Below are 16,751 nucleotides of genomic sequence, written 5' to 3'. Positions count from 1 at the left end.
GCTCTCAGGTCGGCACGGAGATGATCACCCAGGCCGGAGGGGGTGGGCCCTTCCGTTCATCAGGGATGTCCCCGATTGCGGACCAAGGTAAAGGGCAGGCATCATTTCGATGCGTGAATCCAGTAGCGAGCCTCCGAAGAAGAGCCACTTCCGCGATCGAGTGGGCTCTGCCGTATTGGACGCGGGGCAAGGCCGGCCGGGAGACCCCCGAAGATCTGTTCAGAGTTCTCTACCTGGGCTGGCTGGTGGCCTTCTCCTTCAAGGTGCTCGGGGCGTCCTGGGACGTCTCCTGGCACTTCAAGTGGCTCCGTGACGACCTCGCCCCGCCGCACCTGCTCAACAGCGTCGGCACGGCCATCGTCCTCGCGCTCACCATCGTTCACGTCTACACCGGCTACGGGGTCGACAAGGCGGCGCAGCGCCTCATCACGTGGGGCACGGGCGTCTTCCTGGTCGCCGTGCCGCTGGACCTGATCAACCACCGGGTCAACGGGCTCGACATCACCTCGTGGAGCCCCTCCCACATGCTGCTCTACATCGGCACGCTCTTCATGATCTGCGGGGTGATCCGCGGCTGGTTCCTGGGCGCCCCTCCCGGGCGGATGCGCACGCTGGTCCTCGGCGGGCTCTTCGTCTTCCTCTTCGAGAACGTCTGGTTCCCGGCCCAGCACCAGGAGTACGGCGTCTACGGCATCGCCGCCTGGGACCGCGGGAACCCGGAGGCCGAGCCGATCCTGATCCAGTTCGCGGCCGACCAGATCGGCCTGCCGGTGACCGACAGAGCCGTGGCGCTGCACTTCGCGCTGCCCGTGCCCGACCAGCTCTACCCGCTCTACGCCGCGATGGCCGCCATGCTGGTCGCCGTCTGCGCCCGCGCGATGATCGGCCGGATGTTCTCCGCCACCGTCGTGATCGGCGTCTACGTCGCCTACCGCACGCTGATCTGGCCGCTCCTCGCGGTCGCCGACTTCCCGCGTTCCGCGGTGCCGGTCTTCCTGCTCGCCGGGGCGCTCGCCGTCGACCTGGCGTTCCTCCTCAGGAACCCGGTGGTCAGGGCGCTCGTCGGCTCGCTCGGCGCCACCCTCCTGCTCGACCAGGCGCTCCGTTTCCAGAACGCGATGTTCATGTCACCGCCGCTGGTGCCCCCCACGACCATGCTGGTCGGGTGGGCCGGGATCGCCGCCCTGTGGCTGGCGGCCGAGTGGTCGCTCGGCCGCTACCGCCTCCGGTTTCAGGACAGCGACGCCGTGGTCAGCGCCACCGCCACCCCGTAGGCCAGCCCCATCACGGTGATCTCCGCCGCCGCCCACGCCGCGACCGCCGTCGCCCGCCGCTCCGCGATGAGCGGCAGCAGGCGGAAGCGGATGTGGGCGGCGAACGGGATCAGCAGCGCCACGCACACCGTCTTGGCGACCACGAACACGCCGTACTCGCTGCTCAGAAGCGCTCCGGGCAGCTCCACGCCCGGCGTCAGCGCCATCGTCGCCAGGCCGTTCACCAGGCCCGAGACGCTCACCAGGATCAGCGCCAGGGTCGCCAGCCGGGAGAACTGCGGCAGCACCCGGGCCAGCAACTCCCGGTCGGGGACGACCAGCAGCATGATCATGAGCAGGCCGCCGGTCCACGCCGCCGATCCCATCACGTGCAGCTCCATCGAGATCATGATGGGGTCGTGCCAGACCGAGTTGACCGCGTGGCCGGTCACCGGGATCGGCAGCAGCCCGAAGAAGGCGATCACGATCCGCAGCTCGGCCGGGACCTTCTCGCCGAACCGCACGGCCAGCAGCCCGATCCCCGCGTAGGACAGCGCGCAGGCGGCGGTGAAGAGCATCCCCTGGCCCGCGCCGACCTCGTTGACGTATTCGGCGATCATGCCCGGGGTCGGGATCGCGCCGGGATTCAGCTCCGCGGTCTGGAACACGATCACGACCAGCGCCAGCACGGCCCACGCCCAGGCGAACGTCACGGCCATCGGCCGCGCCCGGCGCATCACCGGCTCGGTCCGTTCCGGGTCGTCGAACCCGAGCAGCTTCGGCAGCAGGCTCAGCCCCACCACCGCCACCGTCGCCAGGTCCAGCAGCACCCGCAGCACCGGCAGGCCGTACTCCACCAGCGGCCCGGGGACCGTGATCCCCGGCACCGCCTCCTGGGCGGCGAAGGCCGTCGCGGCCAGCACGGCCAGCACTGCTCCCGACACGAATCCGCCGGCCACCAGTTTCCTGGCGGTGCCGGCCTCGGGAGCCCGCTCGACGGTGACGGTCATCCCGTGCTCCCCTGCCCTTCCGTACGGCCCTGCTCCCTCGTGCGGCGCATCGCCACGACGGTGGCCCCGCCCAGCAGGACGATGGAGCCCGCGATCCACAGCACGGCCATCCCGGCCCCGCCGTTCTGCGCGGCCTCGGCGGCCTGGGCGCCCAGGTCGGGCTGTTGCGGCGCGGCGGCGGAGGCGGCCGGTGCCGGGGCGGCGGACGCCGTCGGGGCGGGAGTGGCGGACGTCTGCCCCGCGGCGGCGGGCCCCGGGGCGGTCAGGGTGAAGGTGATCTTGTTGGAGACCGGGTGGCCGTCGGAGGAGAGGATCCGGTACCCCACGACGTACTTCCCGGCGGGGCCGAGGGGTTTGACGCCGACGCTGACCTCCGCCTTGTCGACGGTCGTCTTCCCGTCCTCCCACCGTGTGCCGTCCGGGCCGGTCACGCTGATCTGCGTGAAGCCCTGCCGGACGGGCTGGTCGAAGGTGAGGGTGATCCTCTGCGGTCCGGTGGCCAGCTCGGCGCCGTCCTTGGGGTCGCTGCCGATCAGCACGTTGTGAGCCTGCGCCGGTGCGACCGCGCCGAGCAGCGCCGCGCACGCCAGCAGCAGGACCGTGAGTAGCCGCCTCACCGATCGTGGCCTTCCGTTGGGTTCCTCATGACCCTGACATGGTCCCACCACCCTCCCGTGCTCCGGAATCGCGCCCGCGGTCCTTTGCCGGCGGGTCACCCGCCGTTCCCTGGCCTTTCCGGAGAGTTCCCGGGCGCGGCCGGGACTCCGCCGACTCGCGGCCGTTGACGAAGCGGTGGTCGTGGGCGAGGCCGAGGGAGACCGCCGTACGGGTGGTGAAGGCGCCGTCGCGCTTCCCTCCCGGCCTTTCGCGGGTGCCGGCGCTGTCGGGAGGGGGCGCTGAAGGCTCTCTGACGCCGGTCGGCACCCCCGTCAAGCGCCGTCAAGCGCTGTCAAGAAACTTTTCGCAGGTCATCCGGGGTGCTGTCGGAGCCCCGACTTTCATCGACCGGCACGGCGATTCCGGCATATCGGTCATGTGGTCTGAAAGCGGCTGTTACTGGGACGAAGGGGGCTTGCAAGGGGGTTCGCCTACAAAGGTCTCAAGCACCACGGAACAGACCACGATATGGAGCTACCTCTAATGATCACTCTCAAGAGCACCCTCGCCGCCGCCGCCATCGTCGCCTCCACCTTCGCACCCGCGGCGATGCTGGCTCAGCCCGCCGGCGCCAGTGTCAGCACCACCGGCGCCACGGTCCTGACCGCTGACGCGTCCTCGATGTCCGTCATGTGCCACAAGCGTGGATGCCGCAAGGCCAACAACAATAACAACAACAACAATAACAACGGTGGCGGGAACAACAACAACAATAACAACAACAATGGCGGCGGGAACAACAACAACAATAACAACAACAACAACGGCGGCGGGAACAACAACAACAATAACAACAACAACAACGGCGGCGGGAACAACAACAACAACAATAACAACAACAACGGCGGCGGGAACAACAACAACAACAATAACAACAACGGCGGCGGGAACAACAACAACAACAATAACAACAACAACTAGGCTTCCGCTTCCGGGAACTCCCGTCGCTTCAGCAGTCGGCGGGACGGTGAACAGGGGAGACGGGTTCAGGGGCTGATCATCACCGGAACCCGCTCCGCACAGAGGAAGAACGCAGGAACCCCGTACCGCGGCACGGTCGCCCGGTGCGGGGTTTCTTGCTGTTCGGGGTTGATTCGCCTGAAGCGTGTCAGGCCGCCGAGAGTGTGTCGAGTCACCGGTCGGCCGACCCGGGCCATGTGAAAAGCGCGTCGAGTCGTCCGGAAGCATGGCGTTCCATCCGGGAGTGCGGTCCGGAAGCGCCATCCGGAGACGCAGTTCCGAAATGTGCTCCGGAAATACGGTGTCACCTTCCTGCCGTGCCGTGCCGTGCCGCGGCGGGCGACTTCGCCGGCCGACAGTTCGCGCCCTGATGAACGGCCGCGTGATCTGCTGTCCGCCGGATCGGCCGGCGCCCCGAGAGTCGCGCCCTGAGGGTCGCGCCTTGGGGGGCGGGTGGCGTCGCCGGGTTGCCGCGGCGCCTGTGCGAGGCCGGGTGGGCCGGCCCAACTACTCACTCGATGTATAAACCGAATGTATAGTTCTGGCCGTGTCGACCGACACGCGGGCTCGGGCTGCCGGTGGAGCGGCCCGGCCTGGACTGGAAGAACCTTCGAGAGGAAAACCATGAACAGGAAAGTGACGGCTGCGATCCTGGGAGTGAGCCTGACGGCCGGGGTGCTCGCTCTGAACGCCGGCAGCGCCTTCGCCGGTGAGAGGGCCGGTGCGACCGGCAAGGCCGAGGCCGTGGCGGCTGCGCCGAAGCCGCCCAAGGGCGCCAGGGCGGTCGTTCAGGTCAGCCCGAACCCCACCGCCAAGCGGGGCGAAGAGCTGACGATCACCGGTCACTGCGGCGGAGGGAAGGGGCTCAAGGCCGTGATCGGCGGGATCAACGGCACGCAGTTCCTGGAGAACATCCGCATCATCGACGACAACCCGAAGGCCTTCAAGGCGAAGGCCACCCTCTCCGCCAAGGTCGGCAACGGCGTCGGCCCCGTTTTCGTCGACTGTGGCGGGGAGGCGGGCGTGGTCCTCCTGGTCACCCATGTCTGATGTGAACCTTCCCGCATAGGTCTGCAGCGATTCTCGAAGCCCGGCACATCCGAGGCGATCCGCCGGTGATCACCCTCGCCGGCGAATCCGCCGAGATCGGACGGGGCGGGTAGGCCATGCGGTCGCCGGGAGCCGGAACGGTTCCCGGCGGCTTCGGCCGGGCCGGTTGTCGTCTCCGCGTCAACGGCCGTGCCGCCGCTCATCCCCGGCGCCGCCGAGCCGTCGCGGTGTGTATGCCCGGGCCGAACCGGGCGCTCACTACTCTCTCAGTGTATAGATGGGGGCTATAGTGGTGCCCGTGTCGATCGGACATGTGATGCTCGGGCTGCTGGTGGAGCGGCCCAAGCACGGATACGAGCTCAAACGTGAGCACGATCGGCGCCTGCCCGGCGCCAAGCCGATCGCCTACGGTCAGGTGTACGCGACGTTGCAGCGCCTGCAGCGCGACGGGTTCGCCGAGGTGGCGGAGACGGTGCAGGAGGGCGGTCCGGAACGCACGGTCTACGCCATCACCGAGAAGGGGCTCGCCGAGCTCACCCGGTGGCTGGACGAGGTCGAGGCGCCCGCGCCGCACGTGTCCAGCGCGCTCCTGTCCCGCGTGGTGGTGGCGACCGCGACCAACGGCGCCGCCGACCGCTACCTGCTCCGGCAACGGGCCGCGCATCTGGCGCGGATGCGCGAGCTCACGTCGGAGCGGGCGGCGGGCTCCCCCGCCCAGGCGCTGGCCGCGGACTACGCGCTCCAGCACCTCGACGCCGACCTGCGCTGGATCGAGACGGCCATGCAACGACTGGCAGACCTGAAAGAGAATCCCGATGCTTGAGGCGCACACGTTGCGCAAGACGTTCGCCCGCACCGTCGCCCTGGACGGTGTGTCCCTGAAGATCGGCGCAGGTGAGATCGTCGCGATCACAGGGCCGAGCGGCTCGGGCAAGTCCACCCTGCTGCACTGCCTGGCCGGGATCATCCGCCCGGATTCGGGCGAGGTCCTTTTCGGCGGCGAGCGGATCGACACGCTGGGCGAGACCGAGCGCACGGACCTGCGCAGGCGGAGCTTCGGCGTCGTCTTCCAGTTCGGTCAGCTTGTCCCCGAGCTGACCGCGGCGGAGAACGTGGCGCTGCCGTTGCTGTTCGACCGGCACGGCCGCCGGGAGTCCCTGCGCGCCGCCCGCTCCTGGCTGGAACGGCTGGACGTGGCCGACTGCGCCGACCAGCGGCCCGGCGAGCTGTCCGGCGGCCAGTCGCAGCGGATCGCCGTGGCCCGCGCGCTGGTCGCCGGCCCTCGCGTGGTCTTCGCCGACGAGCCGACCGGCGCGCTCGACTCGCTGGCGGGCGAGCGGGTGATGGACGAGCTCGTCGGCATGGCGCGCGCCGACGGCACCACCCTGGTGATCGTCACGCACGACAACCGGGTGGCCGCGTACGCCGACCGGGAGATCATGTTGCGCGACGGCGCGGTCGCGGCGGAGGTGACCGCGTGATCGCCGTGATACGCATGCTCGCCAGGGGAGAATCGCGGCACGAGCGGGTACGGGGGCGTCTCATGGTCGCGGGGGCGGCGCTCGCGACCTTCCTGCTCTGCGCGGCGGTGAACCTGCTCCAGGCGGAGGGAGACCGCCTCGGAGCCATCCTCTCCGGGGACGGGAACGACGTCACCGCGCTGGGCCTGGCCCTGCTGATCGTCCCGGTGGCGGCCTTCGTCTACCAGATGAGCCGCCTGACCGGCGCCGCCAGGGAACGGCGGCTGGCCGCCCTCCGGCTGGCCGGGGCCACGCCGCGCCACGTGCGTCTGCTCGGGGCGTACGAGGGCGCGCGGCGGGCGTCGCTGGGCGGGTTGACCGGGGTCACGCTGTACCTGGCGGTCAATCTGGCGCTGTCGTGGGTGCTGGACGGGGCGTTGCCTCTGGTCTCCTTCGTCGCGTTGCCGGCGGTTCTCGCCGCGGTGACGCTCGGCGGCGCGCTCTCCGGGCTGAGTCCGGGCCGGCATGTGGTGATCTCCCCGCTGGGCGTGACCCGGGGGGTGGGGCCGGCCGGGCCGAGGGTGCTCGACCTGGTGCTGGTCGTCGCGGGGGTGGGGACGTTCGTCGCCGGGTACGGCGGCAAGGGCGGTTTCCCGCTGGGCGGGAAGTACGGCGGGGCGCTGGCCGTGGTGGCCGGCGCGGTGCTCCTGCTGTTCGGCCTGGTCCTCGCCACCGCCGGGCTGATCAGAGCGGCCGCGCGGTGGGTCGGGCGGCGCACGCGGGCGGCGGAGACTCTGCTCGCGGCCCGGCTGATGGAGGCCGACCCCCGGAGCTGGGCCCGCGCGTTGTCGGTGATCGGGCTGACCGTGTTCTTCAGCTCCGTCGTAGGCGCCCAGCAGGCGATCGTCTTCTCGGCGGACGTCCCCGGAACCGCCTCTCTGCTGACGACCTACCTCCTCGTGGACCTCGCCCTGGTGGTCGCGCTGGCCACCTCGTCCGCCGCCCTCGTCGCGCACCAGGTGGAGCAGCTGCTGGACCACCGGCGGTCGTTCGCGGCACTGACCGCCTCGGGCGTGCCCGCGCCCGCCCTGGGCCGTGTCCTCACCCGCCAGGCGCTCATCGCGGCACTCCCGGTGTGCCTGGTCGCCGCCCTCGCCGGGACGGGCATCGCCGTCCTCGGCGCCGTGGACCTCTACGGGGAACGGCCGGGAGCGATCGGCTGGACGATGACCCGCGCGGCCCTCACGGTGCTGATCGGTGCACTGACGGCTCTGCTGGTGGCTGCGGCCGCCCGCCGCCTCCTCCGCCGCACCGTCCGCCTGGACGAGTTCCACACCGAGTGACCGGGTCGGGGACGTCCCATCCGTCCACCCGCCCCGCGGCCGGCGCCCGTTCACCCGGGGGTGCGTGCGCCGGCGAAGCCCCGGGGCCCACGGCGTCTCGCCGGGAGCCGGCGGACGCCGATCGCCGCCGCATTTTCCCCGAACTGTCCCGGTTTCCGGTATTCAAACGGCAAACCGTTTAATCGACAAGAATCATCGTCATTCATCCTGTAAGTGGCACGAAAGCGACTTACAACCATTTTGGTCTACAAATGAGCACATAACAGCACCGGTCGGTGGGCGTGCGGCACTGCCGGTTGGTGACCACTCGGCAGTGCCACCCAGGCGAAAACGGAGTCACCTCTGATGATCACTTTCAAGAACGCTCTCGTCACCATCGCGATCGCGGTCTCCGCTCTCGCTCCCGCGGCGATGTCGGCCCAGTCCGCCGGTGCCGCCACCCTGAGTGACGTGCCTGTCGCTTCCGTCCAGGCGCCCTCCGCGTCCTTGACGACGCCTCCCTGCGGGAAGAAAGTCCCCGTGAAGAGGGGCGGCAAGGTGTTCAAGAAGGTGGTCAACAAGGTGATCATCATCAAGAACAGCACCATCGACAACAGCGTCAACGTTCGCAACGCCAAGAACAGCCGGGTCGGCGGCGGAAGGGCCGGCATCGGCAATCGTTGATCGGCCGGTGGGCGGGACGTGGTCCCGGGCCGGTCGCCATCGGAGTCCGCTCCGTACCGGGGAGAAGCAGAAGCCTCGCACTCCGGGCCTGATGGCCCGGGTGCAGGGCTTTCGGCTGTCCGGATGCCGGCGTGCGGCGTCGCGGGCAGAGCCGGGGACGCGTGAACATGCGGAGACACGCGGGCGCGTCGTCAATCGGCGCGGGGCCTCACCGCCCTTGCCCCCGGCCGGTCGCAGACTCTTGGGGGCCGTCGCCGGGCGGAGGGCTCCGCGGAGCCCTCCGACGTGATCGTCGACCACTGTCAAGCGTGTTTTCCCGCGTCAATGCGCGTGGCCGGGAACCTCTGCCTTTCATCGGCTGCCACGGCAATCCCGGCATATGGGTTATTTGATCTGAAAGTCCCTGTAAGTGGAACGAAGGGGATTTTCAACCGCTATCGCCTACACATGGATTCAGGCACCACACGTCAGGCGCCATACGCCAGGTACTACACACCAGACATGACATGGAGTACTTCAAATGATCACTTTCAAGAAGGTCCTCGCCGGCACCGCGATCGCCGCCTCCGCTCTCGCCCCCGCGGCGATGTCGGCCCAGTCGGCCAGTGCCGGCACCATGAGCGACGTGGCCGCCGCGTCCGTCCAGTCATTCTCGGCCTCGTTGACGGGGGTCGCCCACTGGGACCACTGGGACCACGGCTGGAGACATCACGGCGCCAAGACCAAGAAGAAGATCGTCATCAAGGACAGCACCATCGACAACAGTGTCAACGTCAACGGTGACGTCAAGAGAAGCAAGGTCACCGGCGGCAACGTCAACATCGGCAACGGTTGATCGGCCGGTGGGCGGGGCGCGGTTCCAGAAGCAAGTGACCGGTGGAACCCACCCCCGCACAGGGGAAGAACAAAGGAAAGAAGCAGGGAGCCTCGCACTCCGGGTCCGGCCGCCCGGGTGCGGGGCTTCCGGCTGTCCGGAGCCGCGTCTCACGCGTGTGCGATGTCGCTCACCGGCCGCGCAGGCGGCGGACGGCGAGGGAGGCCACCCGGACCGCCGCCGCCGGCGAGAGACGGGCGCCCCGCCAGGCCAGACGGCCCGAGGCCGGGGCGACGATGAGGGCCCGGTTGCGGGCCAGGCCCCGCAGGATGTCGTCGGCCAGGGCGTCGACCGAGTAGAGGCGGCCCATCGTCCTGGTCGCCGACTCACGGGCGCCGCTGCCCACGGCGGTCTGCGGCAGACCGGGGTTGGCGTGGTCCAGCAGCGGGGTGTCGGTGAAACCCGGGCAGACCACGCTCACCTTCACGCCGTACGCGGCGGCCTCGGCGCGCAGCGCGAGCGAGAGCCCCACCACCGCGTGCTTGGTCGCGGTGTAGGGCGCCATCAGGGGCGCGGGGACCAGCCCCGCCAGGGACGCGGTGTTCACGATGTGCCCGGAACCCTGCCGTTTCATGATCGGGTAAGCCGCGTGGACCCCGTGGACCACCCCGCGCAGGTTCACGTCGATCGTGCGGTTCCAGTGGTCGAGGGTGAGCTCGTCGGCGGTGCCGCCGACCGCGATGCCCGCGTTGTTGAAGACGGCGTCGAGCCGCCCCCGCTCGGCGGCGACCCGCTCGACCAGTTCCCGCACGGCCTCCGCGTGGGTGACGTCCAGCGTCGCGGCCGAGCAGCCGAACTCCTTGGCCGTCCGCTCGGCTCCGGCGCCGTCCAGGTCCGCGACCACGACGTGCGCGCCGCGCCGGCTGAGCTCGCGGGAGACGGCCCGGCCGATGCCGGACGCGCCGCCCGTCACGATCGCCGTCCTCACGCCCCCGCCTCCCCGTCCGTCGCGGGAGCCGTCGCGGCGTCCCTCCCGGGGGCCACTGCGGCTCCCTTCCCGGGGTCCGTCGCGGCGTCCCTCCCGGAGTCTGCCGCGACCCCCTTCCCGCGATCCGTCGTGGGATCTTTCCCGGCAGCCGCCGTGGCCCCCTTCGCGGAGCCCGGACGGGCCGGGGGTCTCGGCTCCGGCGGTGCCCAGATCCCCATCGCCTTCCAGACCCCGCGCTGCAGGCGGTTCGTCATGCCGAGCTCGGCGCAGAGCTCGCGGGTCTTGCCGACCGAGTCGCGGATCTCCGCGGCCGCCTCGGGGTTGTCGGTGTACACCTCCCGGACCACGTCGCCGGGGATGCCGAACGCCCTGATCATCGGGCCCGGGGGCGCCAGCATGATCCGCGCCATGATGCCCAGGACGACCGGTGCGACCAGGCCCAGGACGAAGCGGCGGTGGCGGGGCATCCGCGGTACCCGGCGGCGGAGGTAGTGCCGGGCGAAGGAGATGTGCCTGGCCTCCTCCGCGATGTGGATCCGCATGATGGTCTCCTCCAGCGGGTGCCGGATCTGACCTGACCTGAGCGCCTTGCGCTGCACGTGGTCGATCGGGTCCTCGCCGCCGAGCACGAAGATGAAGAACAACTCGGTCGAGATCAGCGGAATCCACGGGGTGACCTGCGCGAGCAGGCTCAGCGGGCCGGGCATCCCACTGATCGGGAGCTTCGTGCGGTTGACGAACTCCTGGAACATCATCCCGTGATGTCCCTCTTCGATGGTCTCGTGGTAGACGTAGCGGAACTCGGGTGAGCCGTTCGGCAGCCGGTAGGCGTAGTTCAGCAGGCCGCGTTTGAGCAGGTTCTCGAACTGCAGTCCGATCTTCATGGCGGTCGCCACCCGCCACAGCCCGATCCGGGCGCGGACCTCGGGCGGCCGGGCCAGGTACCACGGATGGCCGCCCAGCTTGTCGACGCCGGGCAGTTCCCAGCGCGGGTCGTCCTGGCGGACGAGGAACTCGGGATCGTCCCACGGGATGTCGACGTAGGGCTCCCAGTGCTTGTCGACGGACGCCTTGGAGAGGCGCTCGATGACCGCCTCGTAGGCACTTCTCTCGGCGACCTGCAGGTCGCTCTCTCTGGCTGCGGTGGTCTCTGGAGCGGGTGTCATCGCTGCACTCCCTCGGATGGCCTGCCCGCTAATTGTACGAAGAATCCAATAAGCCGGAAAGGTCCGTGGAGGTATGAGGTCCCTCGCGCCGGTGTGACGTCCTTCACTCAGCGTTGTATGCGATCCACCCCCCGTTCGCTCCGTGACGTCTCAATCGCTCCACGTGATGAAATCCTTTTAAGATGGCACTGGTAGCGCCCCGTCCCCTCCTGGGAGCTGTGCTCCTGTTGTTCGTCAGCGCCGCGTGGGGGTCGGCGTTCCCGCTGATGAAGGACCTGATCGCCCGCATGCCGGTGGCCGATCTCCTGGCCGAGAGGTACGGCGTCGCCGCGCTCGTCCTGCTGGCGCTCCGCCCCCGCTGCCTGCGCGGGCTGACCGAGGACACCTGGCGGGCCGGCCTGGTGCTGGGCCTGCTGTTCGGCGTCGGCCAGACCGCGCAGGCGGTGGCCCTGCACGACCTGCCCTCGTCGGTGTCGGGGTTCGCGGTCGGCTCGTACGTGGTGATCACGCCCGTTCTCGGGCTGGCCCTGCTCGGCACCAGGGTCTCCGGCCGGGTCTGGGCCGCGGCGGCGCTGGCGCTGTTCGCGATGGCGGTCTTCGCCCTGTCGCGGGGGACGGGGGGCGCCGTCTCCCTGTCCGCGCTGGCCGTCACCCTGCTGTCGGCGGTGTTGTACGCGGTCCACACCCTGGTGCTCGGCGCGTCCGCCGGGGCGCGGCGGGACGCCTACGCGGTCACCGTGATCCAGCTCGGCACCATCGCGGTCATGACCGGGCTGCTCGCCGTGCCGGACGGTCTCACGCTGCCCGAGACGCCGGTCGACTGGGCGGTTCTCGGTCACCTGTCGATCGTGGCCTGCGCCCTGGGCTTCCTGGCCCGCTCCTACGGCCAGGTCCACGTCCCGCCGGTGCCCGCCGCGGTGATCCTGTCGACCCAGCCGCTCTGGGTGACCGCCCTGGCCGTCGTCGTCCACGGCGAGCCGCTCACCGCGGGCGTCTTCCTGGGCGGGGGGCTGACCGCCCTGGCCGTGCTCCTGGTCGTGCTGCCCCGGGAGGCGTTCAGACCAGGTCGGTGGGGGAGAGGCCCAGCTCCCTCGCGGTAGCCGCGCGGACCAGTTCGGCCATGCGCGCCCGGCTCAGCATCCGCCGGTGCACGGTCATCTGGGTGGACAGCCCGTCGAGGAGAGAGATGATCCGCCAGGTGGCGCCGTCGGGGTCGTCGCAGGCGAACAGTCCCGTCCCGACGCCGTCGTCGATGACCGCGCGCAGCGCCTGCCGCCATCGCAGGCCGATCCTGCGCGACGTCTCCTCCAGTTCGGCGTTGCGCATCGACTCCGCCCAGGCGTCGATCCACAGGGCCCACGACTTGGACTTGCCGGCGGGGGAGTAGAGCCTGAGCAGGGCCTGTAATCGGTCGAGCGGGGAGCCGTCCGCCCCCTCCACCCTGGCGAGTGCCTCCAGGTCGAGCCGCGCGGCGTAGGAGAACGCCTCGGCGAACAGCTTCTCCTTGGTCTCGAAGTGGTAGAAGAGCAGCGCCTGGCTGACCCCGGCGGCCTGGGCGATGTCCGCGGTACGGGTGTGCCCGAATCCCTGGGCCGCGATGACGTCACAGGCGGTCCGGAGTAGATCTTCGCGACGTAATCGCCCAAATCCCCGTGCCACAAAAGAACATTAGCGGGTAAAGGTCGCGTTAGTCGGTGCGGGGGAGGCGCAAGACGAATCGCGCGCCGCGTGGGCTGTCCTCGACCTTCAGGGTGCCGCCGTGGGTCTCGGCGACCTCCCTGGCGATCGGCAGTCCCAGCCCGGTCCCCCCGGCGTCACGGTTGCGCGCGGCGTCCAGCCGGGTGAACCGCTGGAAGATCACCTCCCGGTGCTCCGGCGCGATCCCGGCGCCGTCGTCGAGCACCTCCAGCACGGCCGTGCCGTCCTCCTCGCCCACTCTCACCCTGATCTGCGAGACGGCGTGCCGCTCGGCGTTGTCCATCAGGTTCGTCAGCAACCGCGCCAGCCGGAGCCGGTCGCCGGTCACCGTCACCCCGGGCTTGAGCTCCCTGATCACCTCCACCCCGCGCCTGCGGCGGTCCAGCTCCTCGCCGATCATCGCGCCGAGGTCGATGCGCTCCCTGGCGGCGGGTACCCCGGAGTCGAGCCTGGCGAGCATCAGCAGGTCCGCGACGATCGCCTGGAGCCGGTCCAGGCTGGTGAGCATCTCGTGAGCCTTCGGCTTCCAGTCGACGTCCTCGGGGTAGTGCAGCGCCTCCTCCACCTGGGCGCGCATCGCCGTCAGCGGGCTGCGCAGGTCGTGCGAGGCGTCGGAGGCGAACCTGCGCTGCTGCTCCGCCGCCGCCTCCAGCCGGTCAAGCGTCTGGTTGATCGTCTCGGCCAGTTGCCTGATCTCGTCCCGGGCGTCCGGCACCGGCACCCGGCGGCCCAGGTCGGTCGCGGTGATCTCCTCCAGCTTCCCCCTGATCTCCTTCACCGGTTCGAGCGCCTCGGTCACCGTCCGGTGGGCGCCGATTCCCGAGAGCACCACGGTGATCAGGGAGGCGCCGACGATGAAGGCGAACAGGCCCGGGTGCACGTACCAGGGGACCGGTTCGTCGGCGGCGTAGACGACCCGGTCGCCTCCCGGCTCGGAGATCCGGAAGGCGATGATCTCCATGCACCTGCCGGGGAACCGGGGGACGTCGCAGAGCCTGCGATCCTCCCTGACGGCGGTCCCCGAGGGGACGAAGTTGGCGATCCGCGGGGCACCGCGCAGGTTCGGGGTCGCCGCGATGATCTGCCCGCGCGTGTCCAGCACCTGGATGCCGTCGGTCCTGCCCGCCGGGAGGACGGGAGGCAGCCGCCCCTGCGCGGTGTGGACGATCTCCAGTGTGGAACTCGCCGCCTCCTCCGTCGTGAAACGGTCCGCCAGGCCGTACAGGGCGGCGGTCGCCACCGTGCTGAGCGCGATGCCGGACGCGACGGCAGTCGCCACCGCGACCAGCGTCAGCCGAAGTCTCACCGGCCACGCGTTCCGCCTGAACACTTCACTCCCCCGGCACGGACGATCACCCCAGGCGGATTAATTGCCTTTTCCTGGTCATTCATGGCCAAGCGGCAGCAAAGATCGCTTCACCTTCCCCTGTAGAGCTTTGCTCTGTACGCCTGATCGTGCGCTGGTTAGAGTAAGTGAGCACTGATGGGAGTCGACATGGATCTTCAGGAATACCGCCGGCGGGCCCGAGCCTGGCTGGAGACCAACGCCCCGGTCGCCGCGGCTGAGGGCGCCCCGGACACCGGAGGCGTCGCCGCCGCCAAGGCGTTCATGGCACGCATGTACGACGCGGGCTATTCGGGCATCACCTGGCCGAAGGAATGGGGCGGCCAGGGGCTGACCCAGGCCGAGGAGCGGGCCTTCGCCGAGGAGGCCCGGCACTACACGCTGCCGACCTACGTCTTCTCCATCGGGCTGGGCATGTGCGGCCCGACCCTGGTCGACCTCGGCAGCCCCGAGCAGAAGACCCGCCACCTCCGGCCGCTGCTGCGCGGCGAGGAGATCTGGTGCCAGCTCTTCTCCGAGCCCGGCGCGGGCAGCGACGTCGCCGCCCTGCAGACCCGGGCGACGCGCGTCGAGGGCGGCTGGACGGTCACCGGCCAGAAGGTCTGGACCTCGGTCGCCCAGCACGCCGACTGGGGTCTGCTGCTCGCCCGCACCGACGTGGACGTGCCCAAGCACAAGGGCCTGTCGATGTTCGTCGTCGACATGCACGCGCCCGGCGTGACCGTCCGCCCGCTCCGGGACATGACCGGCCGCGCCCACTTCAACGAGATCTTCTTCGACGACGTGCACATCCCCGACGAGAACCTGATCGGCCGGGTCAACGACGGCTGGAGCTGCGCCGTCACCACCCTCCTGCACGAACGCCTGTCCATCTCCAGCGGCGTCGGCATGGGGGGCCAGAAGGACAACCCGGTCGCCTTCGAGGCGCTGCGCCACCGCGTCGACACCGCCGACCCCGTGGTCCGGGACCAGCTCGTCGAGCTCTACATCCGCTCCCGCGCGCTCGCCCTGTTCAACCAGCGGCTCGCCCAGGAGACCAAGGCGGGGATCTTCCCCGGCGCCCGGGGCAGCGCGGCCAAGCTGCTGCTGGCCGAGCTGACCATGTTCCAGGCCGACCTGGCCACCTCGCTGGCCGGTCCGGAGGCGGTCGCGTACGAGGAGGGCGGCGGAGGGCCGGCCGAAGCCCTCGCGCTCGCCCCCGCCATGGCGCTCGGCGGCGGCACCAACGAGATCATGCGCAACATCGTCGGTGACCGGGTGCTGAATCTGCCGCCCGAACCGCGCACGGACAAGAACGTGCCGTTCAAGGACCTGAGGGCGAACGGATGACGCCCCGGAGAAAGGGCACCCCCATGAAACTCGTGCTCACTCGGGAACAGCAGGAGCTGCGCGACGCGGTCCGCTCCTTCCTCGCATCGGTCTCACCGCTGCCCGCGGTCCGGCGGGCAGCCGAGTCGGAGACCGGCTACGACCCCGAGGTCTACCGGCGGCTCAACGGCGAACTCGGGCTCGCCGGTCTCGTCGTCCCCCAGGAGCACGGCGGCGCCGGCGCCGGCCACGCCGAGCTCGCCGTCGTGCTGGAGGAGACCGGCGCGGCGCTGCTCCCCGGGCCGTTCCTGGCCACCACGCTCGCCACGATCCTGCTGACCGAGGTGGGCGAGAAGGAACTGCTGCCCGACATCGCCGCCGGGACAACGGTGGCCACCGTCGCGCTCGACGGCGACCGCGCCCTCAACGGCGCCGAGGCCGACCTGGTCCTGGCGATCGACGGCCCGCGGGTCCTGGCCGTCCGGGGCGGCGCCCGCACCCCGCTGACCACCCTCGACATCACCCGCAGGCAGGCGCGGGTGGACCTGGGCTCGGGGGAGGAGATCGCCTCGTCCGAGACGGCCGTGGCACGGGCCAGAGACCTGTTCGCGGTCGCGGTGGCCGCCGAGCAACTCGGCGTGCTGCGGGCCTCCCTGGACGCCATCGTCGCCTACGCCAAGATCAGGGTGACCTTCGGCCGCCTCATCGGCTCCTACCAGGGCGTCAAGCACAAGCTCGCCGACATGCACTGCAAGCTGGAGCAGGCCGAGTCGATCGTCCGCCACGCGGCCTGGGCCGCCGACGAGGCGCCGGAGGAGCTACCGGCCGCCGCCGCGCTCGCCCAGGCCTACGTCGGCCGGGCCTGCTTCGAGGTGGCCCGCGACCACCTGCTGCTCCACGGTGGAATCGGTTTCACCTGGGAGCACGACGCCCATCTCTACTACAAACGCGCCAAAACCGATGAGGTGCTCCTCGGCCCGCCCCGGGTGCACCGGGCCCGCCTCGCCGACCTGCTGGAGCTCTAGAGGAGGATCGC

At 70.3% G+C, this 16,751-nt stretch carries 17 protein-coding genes; 11 read left to right on the top strand and 6 right to left on the bottom strand.

The genetic code is table 11. The annotated features are described in order from the left end of the window. Positions 1–113 precede the first annotated feature (113 nt). Positions 114–1,274 carry a hypothetical protein gene (locus ABD841_RS23345; protein ID WP_344975605.1) on the top strand — a complete coding sequence of 387 codons (1,161 nt, stop codon included), beginning with the start codon at positions 114–116 and terminating at the stop codon, positions 1,272–1,274. Here the strand turns inward: ABD841_RS23345 and ABD841_RS23340 are convergent. Continuing rightward, positions 1,232–2,263 (bottom strand): copper resistance D family protein, encoded by a 1,032-nt coding sequence (locus tag ABD841_RS23340; protein WP_344975602.1) that lies wholly within the window; start codon positions 2,261–2,263, stop codon positions 1,232–1,234. The two genes, ABD841_RS23345 and ABD841_RS23340, sit on opposite strands and share 43 nt — an antisense overlap. Next, complete coding sequence (locus tag ABD841_RS23335; protein ID WP_344975599.1) at positions 2,260–2,880, bottom strand: copper resistance CopC family protein; 621 nt, start codon at positions 2,878–2,880, stop codon at positions 2,260–2,262. Before ABD841_RS23335 ends, ABD841_RS23340 begins: the two co-directional genes overlap by 4 nt. Positions 2,881–3,403: 523 nt before the next feature. Here ABD841_RS23335 and ABD841_RS23330 point away from each other — a divergent pair. From ABD841_RS23330 to ABD841_RS23300, 7 genes are all read left to right on the top strand, one after another. Next, positions 3,404–3,841 carry a hypothetical protein gene (locus tag ABD841_RS23330; RefSeq protein ID WP_344975597.1) on the top strand — a complete coding sequence of 146 codons (438 nt, stop codon included), beginning with the start codon at positions 3,404–3,406 and terminating at the stop codon, positions 3,839–3,841. Positions 3,842–4,504: 663 nt separating this feature from the next. Next, positions 4,505–4,930 carry a hypothetical protein gene (locus tag ABD841_RS23325; protein ID WP_344975594.1) on the top strand — a complete coding sequence of 142 codons (426 nt, stop codon included), beginning with the start codon at positions 4,505–4,507 and terminating at the stop codon, positions 4,928–4,930. A gap of 298 nt (positions 4,931–5,228) precedes the next feature. After that, entirely contained in the window at positions 5,229–5,753 is a 525-nt protein-coding gene (locus ABD841_RS23320; RefSeq protein ID WP_344975591.1) for a PadR family transcriptional regulator, read from the top strand. Continuing rightward, entirely contained in the window at positions 5,746–6,411 is a 666-nt protein-coding gene (locus ABD841_RS23315) for an ABC transporter ATP-binding protein (RefSeq protein ID WP_344975588.1), read from the top strand. The genes ABD841_RS23320 and ABD841_RS23315 overlap by 8 nt, the downstream gene beginning before the upstream one ends. Next, positions 6,408–7,733 (top strand): cell division FtsX domain-containing protein, encoded by a 1,326-nt coding sequence (locus tag ABD841_RS23310; protein ID WP_344975585.1) that lies wholly within the window; start codon positions 6,408–6,410, stop codon positions 7,731–7,733. The genes ABD841_RS23315 and ABD841_RS23310 overlap by 4 nt, the downstream gene beginning before the upstream one ends. 345 nt (positions 7,734–8,078) lie before the next feature. Next, positions 8,079–8,396 carry a hypothetical protein gene (locus tag ABD841_RS23305; RefSeq protein WP_344975582.1) on the top strand — a complete coding sequence of 106 codons (318 nt, stop codon included), beginning with the start codon at positions 8,079–8,081 and terminating at the stop codon, positions 8,394–8,396. A gap of 520 nt (positions 8,397–8,916) precedes the next feature. Then, entirely contained in the window at positions 8,917–9,231 is a 315-nt protein-coding gene (locus ABD841_RS23300) for a hypothetical protein (protein WP_344975579.1), read from the top strand. 169 nt (positions 9,232–9,400) lie between these two features. Here the strand turns inward: ABD841_RS23300 and ABD841_RS23295 are convergent, their stop codons facing one another. Further along, a complete protein-coding gene (locus tag ABD841_RS23295) occupies positions 9,401–10,198 on the bottom strand; it encodes an SDR family NAD(P)-dependent oxidoreductase (protein ID WP_344975576.1) in 798 nt (265 codons plus the stop codon). After that, a complete protein-coding gene (locus ABD841_RS23290) occupies positions 10,195–11,364 on the bottom strand; it encodes an AurF N-oxygenase family protein (protein WP_344975573.1) in 1,170 nt (389 codons plus the stop codon). The genes ABD841_RS23295 and ABD841_RS23290 overlap by 4 nt, the downstream gene beginning before the upstream one ends. Before the next feature lie 182 nt (positions 11,365–11,546). On the opposite strand from ABD841_RS23290, the gene ABD841_RS23285 reads away from it, so the two are divergent. After that, a complete protein-coding gene (locus tag ABD841_RS23285; RefSeq protein WP_344975570.1) occupies positions 11,547–12,464 on the top strand; it encodes a DMT family transporter in 918 nt (305 codons plus the stop codon). On the opposite strand, the gene ABD841_RS23280 is transcribed toward ABD841_RS23285, so the two are convergent. Both ABD841_RS23280 and ABD841_RS23275 read right to left on the bottom strand, forming a co-directional pair. Further along, complete coding sequence (locus ABD841_RS23280; RefSeq protein WP_344975567.1) at positions 12,421–13,023, bottom strand: TetR/AcrR family transcriptional regulator; 603 nt, start codon at positions 13,021–13,023, stop codon at positions 12,421–12,423. The two genes, ABD841_RS23285 and ABD841_RS23280, sit on opposite strands and share 44 nt — an antisense overlap. 28 nt (positions 13,024–13,051) lie before the next feature. Next, positions 13,052–14,368, bottom strand: a complete 1,317-nt coding sequence (locus ABD841_RS23275; protein ID WP_344975564.1) for a sensor histidine kinase — start codon at positions 14,366–14,368, stop codon at positions 13,052–13,054. 189 nt (positions 14,369–14,557) lie between these two features. On the opposite strand from ABD841_RS23275, the gene ABD841_RS23270 reads away from it, so the two are divergent. After that, positions 14,558–15,736: an acyl-CoA dehydrogenase family protein gene (locus tag ABD841_RS23270; RefSeq protein ID WP_344975561.1), complete on the top strand. Its 1,179-nt coding sequence runs from the start codon at positions 14,558–14,560 to the stop codon at positions 15,734–15,736. Positions 15,737–15,759: 23 nt separating this feature from the next. After that, entirely contained in the window at positions 15,760–16,740 is a 981-nt protein-coding gene (locus ABD841_RS23265; protein ID WP_344975558.1) for an acyl-CoA dehydrogenase family protein, read from the top strand. Positions 16,741–16,751 lie beyond the last annotated feature (11 nt).

Source organism: Streptosporangium fragile (assembly GCF_039534445.1).
Taxonomy (GTDB): Bacteria; Actinomycetota; Actinomycetes; order Streptosporangiales; family Streptosporangiaceae; genus Streptosporangium; species Streptosporangium fragile.
Note: the sequence above shows the minus strand (reverse complement) of the source record. Positions and strands in the feature narration are given on the sequence as shown.

Bases quoted from the DNA above. Each gene is read 5' to 3' on its own strand.
- ABD841_RS23330 (WP_344975597.1), top strand. From the start codon at position 3,404: ATGATCACTCTCAAGAGCACCCTCGCCGCCGCCGCCATCGTCGCCTCC.
- ABD841_RS23315 (WP_344975588.1), top strand. From the start codon at position 5,746: ATGCTTGAGGCGCACACGTTGCGCAAGACGTTCGCCCGCACCGTCGCC.
- ABD841_RS23290 (WP_344975573.1), bottom strand. From the start codon at position 11,364: ATGACACCCGCTCCAGAGACCACCGCAGCCAGAGAGAGCGACCTGCAG.
- ABD841_RS23340 (WP_344975602.1), bottom strand. From the start codon at position 2,263: ATGACCGTCACCGTCGAGCGGGCTCCCGAGGCCGGCACCGCCAGGAAA.
- ABD841_RS23325 (WP_344975594.1), top strand. From the start codon at position 4,505: ATGAACAGGAAAGTGACGGCTGCGATCCTGGGAGTGAGCCTGACGGCC.
- ABD841_RS23305 (WP_344975582.1), top strand. From the start codon at position 8,079: ATGATCACTTTCAAGAACGCTCTCGTCACCATCGCGATCGCGGTCTCC.
- ABD841_RS23270 (WP_344975561.1), top strand. From the start codon at position 14,558: ATGGATCTTCAGGAATACCGCCGGCGGGCCCGAGCCTGGCTGGAGACC.
- ABD841_RS23265 (WP_344975558.1), top strand. From the start codon at position 15,760: ATGAAACTCGTGCTCACTCGGGAACAGCAGGAGCTGCGCGACGCGGTC.
- ABD841_RS23300 (WP_344975579.1), top strand. From the start codon at position 8,917: ATGATCACTTTCAAGAAGGTCCTCGCCGGCACCGCGATCGCCGCCTCC.
- ABD841_RS23285 (WP_344975570.1), top strand. From the start codon at position 11,547: ATGGCACTGGTAGCGCCCCGTCCCCTCCTGGGAGCTGTGCTCCTGTTG.